The sequence below is a fragment of the Sodalis sp. (in: enterobacteria) genome (genome assembly GCF_047607725.1).
Lineage (GTDB): Bacteria > Pseudomonadota > Gammaproteobacteria > Enterobacterales > Enterobacteriaceae > JBLKSS01.
Genome location: NZ_JBLKSS010000024.1, coordinates 21,674 through 28,600, shown reverse-complemented (window position 1 = coordinate 28,600; position 6,927 = coordinate 21,674). Strand labels below are relative to the sequence as shown.

The window sequence follows — 6,927 nt, the reverse complement described above, 5'->3', positions numbered from 1 at the left end:
AACCCTCCGAATATCGACACAGTGCCTGGCGAATGCCCTTGGTTGTCGCGGGTAAGCCGGGTACTCCCATTAATTCTTTGGCGACAACAAACATGATTAAGACACCTTGCGGATATAGCTTGCAGTTCTGTAACGGCTTGGCCAGATCACTTCCGGCTCTACCCCAACGCATTAGCAATAATTTGCTGATACGGTCTACATGGTGTACGCAAAATGGTTTTAAGTGAGTCTTTGCTGTAACCCGCCTCCAGTGAAAGTGCGCGGAGCGATAGTCCTCTTTTGTGGATTTCCGCCTTGATGATTTCAGGGTGCCAATCGACATACTGATCTTCTTTTTGACTCATCATTCATCTATCCTAAAAAGTTACCCGCAGGGACAACCGAAGGGTTATCTCTATGGATAAAGTATAGGCTTATAAAAAACCATTGCAAGAGTTTATGGGTTTTTTATGAACTCCGGTGGCTTTCATTAAAAAATGTTTAAAATCAATAGTATGAATACAAAATAGCCTGGTGAGAGAAAAGTACGTATCGGTTCTTTTCCTGATGGTACAAAAGAACCTGTGATTTCTCGCATTGCCAAATTAGTTAAAAGGTACCCATCAAGACGTCAAGCCGCAGAAGCTTGGGGGGTAAATTATAGCACTCTGCAAAACTATTTTAAACGTGCATCCATGCAACCAAACCTAAGAAGGCAGGTACTGGAAGCCATATCTAGATGTGAAAACGTATCTGTGGAATGGTTGCTCACAGGAATTGGTGATGTAGACACAGAAAATGAAGAGCGTAAGTTATGGGTTTATAAAGAACCCATCGTTGTCACTACAACAACGTCAGTTGCTCGAGACATATCGAGAATCACTGATCTTTTAGGATTGTTGAAAGATGATGATTTATCGAAACTGGCTGAAATTCTTGGTCTAAAAGGTGTTGAAATATTGCTCTACCTTCTTGACGATGACAACATAAGGCTCCTGAAACTTGATCACGTAATCAAGGATAAGATATTGGGCAAGGATTACCCAGAAAATGAGGCGCTGGCTGCTCTGAACGATGCAAACGGCAGAGAGAGTGGTTTTGATGGCGAAATGGAGACAGGAGAGGAAATCCTAGTAAGCAATAGCAAAAGGGCCGTTTAAACAAACTATAAATACTTTGTTTATATTTTGCAACAAAATAGTTAACAAAAAATGTTTAACCGGCTTTTAAACTTACTCAAACCACGACCAATCCAGTCCAGAATAATATAGTGCAAAAAAATCATTTTCCGCTCATTTTTTTGCGACGAGTCCAGAATCTGTAAAATCACTGTAAGCCGCGCCAGTAAAGGGCTTCCGGCTAATCCATCGTTCCCCTTGAGAGTCCAGAAATAATTGCCACCCCACCGGTGGTCTGGCGGGTACGGCTGCCTGGGCAGCGAAAATCGTATTTGTCGTCGGTATTATCCTGTTCCTGATAAGCCTGTTTACCGGGCGTCGCGGCAGGTAGTGAAGCTTTGAACAGCCACTGGCCTTCGGGCCAGTCATGTTGAACGGTTATTCCGGAGAGGCTTATGAATAACGACATCGTTGTAGGCATATTGAAACAGTGGAAAAGCCAGATGTGGTGGTTGTGGGCAGAGTGGTTTGATAGCGACTGTGCTTGGGTTGCGGGAAGCAATGATTACCTCTCCGGCGTTTTACAGGAAGATTACGGCAAATCGGTGAAACCGGGATCGCCTTTAGCCAGCAAAACCTGCTATTAAGCCATCGCCACGTTGCCTATCGCACTCTCGCCGGCAACAGATTATGATGCCGTTTTAGGTCAAAGCATCGCTTTTAGTCAACTCCTTGCCGCCATCGTCAAGTTTCGCCCCCTACTGTATTTATCGCGTTTTACCGCAACCCTAGCGTGCTTATGCTGCTTAAGACTGATTCTCGACTCTCGCCTCAAGACTGGTCTTCGCCGCGGCCCTGATGCTTGCCCCTGGCCCGCCGCCACACTCGTTTCAGCCTCTTTTTAGCGCTGCGAGGACTTGGCTGCTTACCGACGTGAGGTAATCGCGGTGAGAACCCGGCTGCCGGCTATTCGCATTGGCGAAGGCCTTGTCACCGCCGGGCGGCGCTTTATGTTATAAGCTTGGTGAGGAAAACGGCTCGGCCGACTGACACACAAGGGCCACCGGCACAGGGAGACTCATGAACCAACCGCGCTTTATCGACACACATTGTCATTTCGATTTCCCGCCGTTTTTAGGCCAGGAACAGCAAAGTTTACGTCAGGCGTCGGCGGCCGGTATTGAAAGTATTGTGGTGCCCTCGGTGGCGGCCGCTCGCTTCGCCGACGTGTTGGCGCTGGCGGAACGGCACCCGATGCTGCATGCCGCGCTCGGTTTGCATCCCATCGCCATCGACCAGCATCAAGATGCGGATGTCGACTTATTAGAGCAGCATTTGCGCCAGCACCGTGAGACGCTGACGGCGGTCGGGGAAATCGGCCTGGATCGTATATGCCGCAGCCGCAACTGCCGAGCCAACTGGCGTTATTGTCGGCGCAACTGCGCCTGGCGGCGCGCTACGATTTGCCGGTGATACTGAACTCCCGCCGTACACACGACAGGCTGGCCAAGCTGTTGCGGACCATCACCGTGCCGCGTACCGGGGTGGTACATGGTTTCGCCGGCAGCTATCAGCAGGCGGACGCATTTCGTCGTCTGGGGTTTTATCTCGGCGTCGGCGGTAGCATCACTTATTCCCGCGCCAGTAAAACCCGTGATGTCATGGCGCGATTGCCGTTGTCGTGCCTGCTGCTGGAGACCGATGCGCCTGATATGCCGCTGTCCGGTTACCAGGGCCAGCCTAACCGACCGGAGCGGATCCGCCAGACCTTCGCCGCGCTATGCGACCTGCGCCGAGAGGCGCCGGCGGAGATTGTCGAGACTCTTTATCACAATAGCCTGCGTCTGTTCGGGCTGCCGGCAAAGGGAACCGAGGGATATCATCCGCCGGGCGCCGCAGTGCGGTAAAGGGGCGCCGCCATGAAGGCCGCGAAACGCGCACCTACCGTTGCCGGGCTAAGATAAATGCGTTCAGCCATGAACAGCGGCGCAGGGCGCACGGGCAGCATGATTTCCGTGTTGTCGTGCATAAAACGCGATAATGCAGCAGCTTATTTCGCTTAAATATGAAAAAATAGCGTCAGTGCAATACGGGGAGAGCAGGATACCCCGTGCACTGGATAATGGCGCGGCGAGAAGGAACTCTGACGCCCTCGGTCTGCATGGCCGGTGGGTAGCTCTTCATGGAATCAAGTCCGCTCGCCAACCTTGTTGCGCGTGAACAGCCGTCTGTTCCGCGCTCTGTTTGCTGATTCGCCCCACGGCGAAAAACGGTAAGTTGGAGAGTAAAATGAATCAATTAACCCTTGCGGCCCAGCGTGCGCTGAGCCTCATGGATCTGACCACCTTAAATGATGACGATACCGATGAAAAGGTGATCGCCTTGTGCCGCCAGGCCCACACTCCGGTGGGCGAGACCGCGGTGGTGTGTCTCTATCCGCGCTTCATTCCCCTTGCCCGGCAGACGTTGAACGCCCAGGGCAGCACGACGGTGCGCATCGCCACCGTGACCAATTTCCCCCACGGTAATGACTGTCTCGACACCGCGCTGGCGGAAACCAGCGCCGCTATCGCCTACGGCGCCGATGAGGTGGATATCGTTTTCCCCTATCGCGCGCTTATCGCCGGCAATGAGCAAATAGGGCTGGAAATGGTGAAACAGGCTAGCGAACAGTGTCATGCCTCACAGGTGCTGCTGAAAGTAATCATAGAGAGCGGTGAACTGCGCCGGGCGGATCTCATCCGTCGCGCGTCGCAAATCGCGATTGCGGGCGGTGCTGATTTCATTAAAACCTCTACCGGTAAAGTGCCGGTCAACGCGACGCTTGAGAGCGCCGGCATCATGCTGAACGTTATCGCCGAAGAGGGCGCCGGCGATCGCGTGGGGTTTAAAGCCGCCGGCGGCGTGCGCACCGCCGAAGAGGCCGCGGCCTATTTGGTCCTTGCCGATGAGATTATGGGCGAAGGCTGGGTCAACCCCCGTCATTTCCGTTTCGGCGCCTCCAGCCTATTGGGCAGTTTGTTGACGGTGCTGGGAGAGGAAGCACAGCCTGCCAAAAACGGGTACTAAGCCGTGGCGGCCCGCCGCCGCAGCGGCATAGGCCGTTTTTCGGGCTAAGGCCCGTTATGCTTTGCCGGGAGGAAACCGTGTTTCTGGCACAAGAAATTATCCGTAAAAAGCGGGATGGCGAGCCGCTGAGCGCGGAGGAAATTCGCTTTTTCGTCAACGGCGTGCGCGATAATACTGTCTCAGAGGGCCAAATCGCCGCCCTGGCGATGACCATCTTTTTTCACGACATGAACCTGGAGGAGCACGTGGCGCTGACGCTGGTGATGCGAGACTCCGGCCATACGCTGGATTGGCGCCGGGATGCATTAAGCGGGCCGGTGGTGGATAAGCATTCCACCGGCGGCGTGGGGGATGTTACCTCGCTGATGCTGGGGCCGATGATCGCCGCCTGCGGCGGCTTCGTGCCGATGGTGTCCGGTCGCAGGCTGGGGGCATACCGGCGGTACGCTCGACAAATTGGAGGCAATTCCGGGACTATCGATTTTCCTGGACGACGATGCCTTCCGCGCCCAGATCAAACGGGTCGGCGTGGCGATTATGGGGCAAACCAATTCGCTGGCGCCGGCGGATAAGTGCATCTACGCCACCCGCGATATTACCGCGACGGTGGATTCGATCCCGCTTATCACCGCCTCGATTCTGGCGAAGAAACTGGCGGAAGGGCTGGATGCGCTGGTGATGGATGTGAAGGTGGGCTCCGGCGCCCTGATGCCCACCCTCGCGCGCTCCGAGGCGCTAGCGCAGGCCATTGTCGGCGTCGCCAACGGCGCGGGGTGCAGGACCACCGCGCTGCTGACTGATATGAATCAGGTCTTGGCCTCCAGCGCCGGCAATGCGCTGGAAGTCCGCGAAGCGGTCCGCTTTTTGACCAATGACGAACGCAATCCGCGGCTGTTTGAGGTCACTATGGCGCTGTGCAGCGAAATGCTGATGACCGCCGGCCTGGCGCACAGCGAGAACGTGGCGCGCGCAGCGCTATTGCGGGCACTGGACAGCGGTGAGGCGGCGGAACGCTTCGGCCGGCTGGTGGCGGCACAGGGCGGCCCGGCGGACTTCATCCAGCGCTATGACCACTATCTGCCGGTGGCGACGCTGAGTAAGCCGGTCTTCCCCGCCAGCGCGGGCTATGTCCGCGCCATATGGATACCCGCGCGCTCGGGATGACCGTCAGCGGGCCAGCGACGCCATCGAGATTATAGCGTCGGTTTAACCGATATGGCGCGGCTGGGGGACTATGTCGACGGCGCGATGCCGCTGGCCGTCATCCACGCCGCCAGCTCGGCGACGGGGCGCCGGAAGCGTTACCGGTTGTATATCGCCGCATTACGGCGGCGGCCGGTTAGTCTGCCGGCTTTTTATTGCGGSMSCSSCSCSSSCCSCTCCCCTCGAACGCGGCGCAAAAGCGGCCGATGGGCCGGCATTTCGCCGCAAGCAGGAGAACAATGATGCAACGTGTATTTATCATGGTGCTGGACTCATTTGGTATCGGGGCCGCTGGCGATGCCGATAAATTCGGCGATCGTGGATCGGACACCCTGGGGCATATCGCCGAGCGCTGTGAGCGCGGCGACGCCAATCACGGGCGCAACGGACCGCTGAAGCTGCCCCATCTGACGCGCCTCGGGCTGGCCAAGGCCGCCGAACAATCCACCGGTCATTTTCCACCGGGGCTGGATAAGCAGGCGGAGATCATTGGCACGTACGCCTATGCCAGCGAGATTTCCTCCGGCAAAGACACACCATCGGGGCACTGGGAAATCGCGGGGGTGCCGGTGCTGTTCGACTGGGGCTATTTCCCGGAAACGGAAAACAGCTTTCCGCCGGCGCTGCTGGAGGAGCTGGTCGCCCGCGCGGGCTTGCCGGGTTTCCTCGGCAATTGCCACGCCTCGGGGACGGTGATCCTCGACCGACTGGGGGAAGAGCATATGCGCACCGGGAAGCCGATTTTTTACACCTCGGCGGATTCGGTGTTTCAGATAGCCTGCCACGAAGAGACTTTCGGCCTGCAGCGTCTGTATGATTTGTGCGAGATAGCGCGCGAGATTCTCACCGACGGCGGTTACAATATCGGCCGCGTCATCGCCCGGCCCTTCGTCGGCGCGCAGGCCGGCCAATTTGAGCGTACCGGCAATCGACACGATTTGGCGGTGCCGCCGCCCTCCGCCACCATTTTGCAAAAGCTGGTGGAAGAGAAAGGGGGGACGGTGGTGTCGGTGGGTAAGATAGCAGATATTTATGCACAGGTGGGCATCAGTAAAAAGGTGAAGGCCACCGGCCTTGATGCCTTATTCGATGCGACGGTGCGGGAAATGGACGCGGCGGGGGATAACACCCTGGTGTTCACCAATTTTGTTGACTTCGATTCCGCCTACGGCCACCGGCGGGATGTCGCCGGTTACGCTGCGGCGCTTGAGCTGTTTGACCGCCGATTGCCGGAGCTGATGTCGCGGGTGAAAGACAATGATATCTTGATCCTCACCGCCGATCACGGCTGTGATCCCACCTGGCACGGTACCGATCATACCCGTGAGCATGTGCCGGTGCTGATCTACGGTCCGAAAGTGAATCCGGGTTTTTACGGCCATCGCACGACGTTCGCCGATATTGGCCAGACGGTGGCGCGCTACTTCGCTCTCTCGCCGATGGACTATGGCAAAGCGATAATTTAAGCCGTGCGGGGCGGCGCCTGTCGATGACACGGCTGGCGCCCTGATTTCGCCAAGACGTCGCGCTAAGCGGCCAGTCAATAAACCGTGGCTAT

At 56.6% G+C, this 6,927-nt stretch carries 6 protein-coding genes and 3 pseudogenes; 7 read left to right on the top strand and 2 right to left on the bottom strand.

Annotated elements, in window-relative coordinates; all coding sequences use genetic code 11:
* Nucleotides 1-94: hypothetical protein (locus tag ACMX3H_RS02940; protein WP_415209743.1), on the bottom strand; the 94-nt coding region annotated here is incomplete at its 3' end.
* Between the two features lie 64 nt (nt 95-158).
* Nucleotides 159-344 (bottom strand): helix-turn-helix domain-containing protein, encoded by a 186-nt coding sequence (locus ACMX3H_RS02935; protein ID WP_415209742.1) that lies wholly within the window; start codon nt 342-344, stop codon nt 159-161.
* Nucleotides 345-563: 219 nt separating this feature from the next.
* Here ACMX3H_RS02935 and ACMX3H_RS02930 point away from each other — a divergent pair, with 219 nt between their 5' ends.
* The 7 genes and pseudogenes from ACMX3H_RS02930 to deoB all read left to right on the top strand — a co-directional run bounded on the left by ACMX3H_RS02930 (nt 564) and on the right by deoB (nt 6,835).
* Nucleotides 564-1,139, top strand: coding sequence for a hypothetical protein (locus tag ACMX3H_RS02930; RefSeq protein WP_415209739.1), 576 nt, complete (start codon nt 564-566; stop codon nt 1,137-1,139).
* A gap of 247 nt (nt 1,140-1,386) precedes the next feature.
* Nucleotides 1,387-1,488: pseudogene (locus ACMX3H_RS02925) on the top strand (DUF1328 family protein); the annotation flags it as partial.
* A gap of 64 nt (nt 1,489-1,552) precedes the next feature.
* Complete coding sequence (locus ACMX3H_RS02920; RefSeq protein ID WP_415209738.1) at nt 1,553-1,744, top strand: CsbD family protein; 192 nt, start codon at nt 1,553-1,555, stop codon at nt 1,742-1,744.
* Nucleotides 1,745-2,177: 433 nt separating this feature from the next.
* Nucleotides 2,178-3,004 (top strand): annotated as a pseudogene (locus ACMX3H_RS02915) (TatD family hydrolase).
* A gap of 382 nt (nt 3,005-3,386) precedes the next feature.
* A complete protein-coding gene (gene deoC, locus ACMX3H_RS02910) occupies nt 3,387-4,166 on the top strand; it encodes a deoxyribose-phosphate aldolase (RefSeq protein ID WP_415209737.1) in 780 nt (259 codons plus the stop codon).
* Nucleotides 4,167-4,243: 77 nt separating this feature from the next.
* A pseudogene (gene deoA, locus ACMX3H_RS02905) lies at nt 4,244-5,509 on the top strand (thymidine phosphorylase).
* Between the two features lie 102 nt (nt 5,510-5,611).
* Complete coding sequence (gene deoB, locus ACMX3H_RS02900) at nt 5,612-6,835, top strand: phosphopentomutase (protein ID WP_415209741.1); 1,224 nt, start codon at nt 5,612-5,614, stop codon at nt 6,833-6,835.
* Nucleotides 6,836-6,927 lie beyond the last annotated feature (92 nt).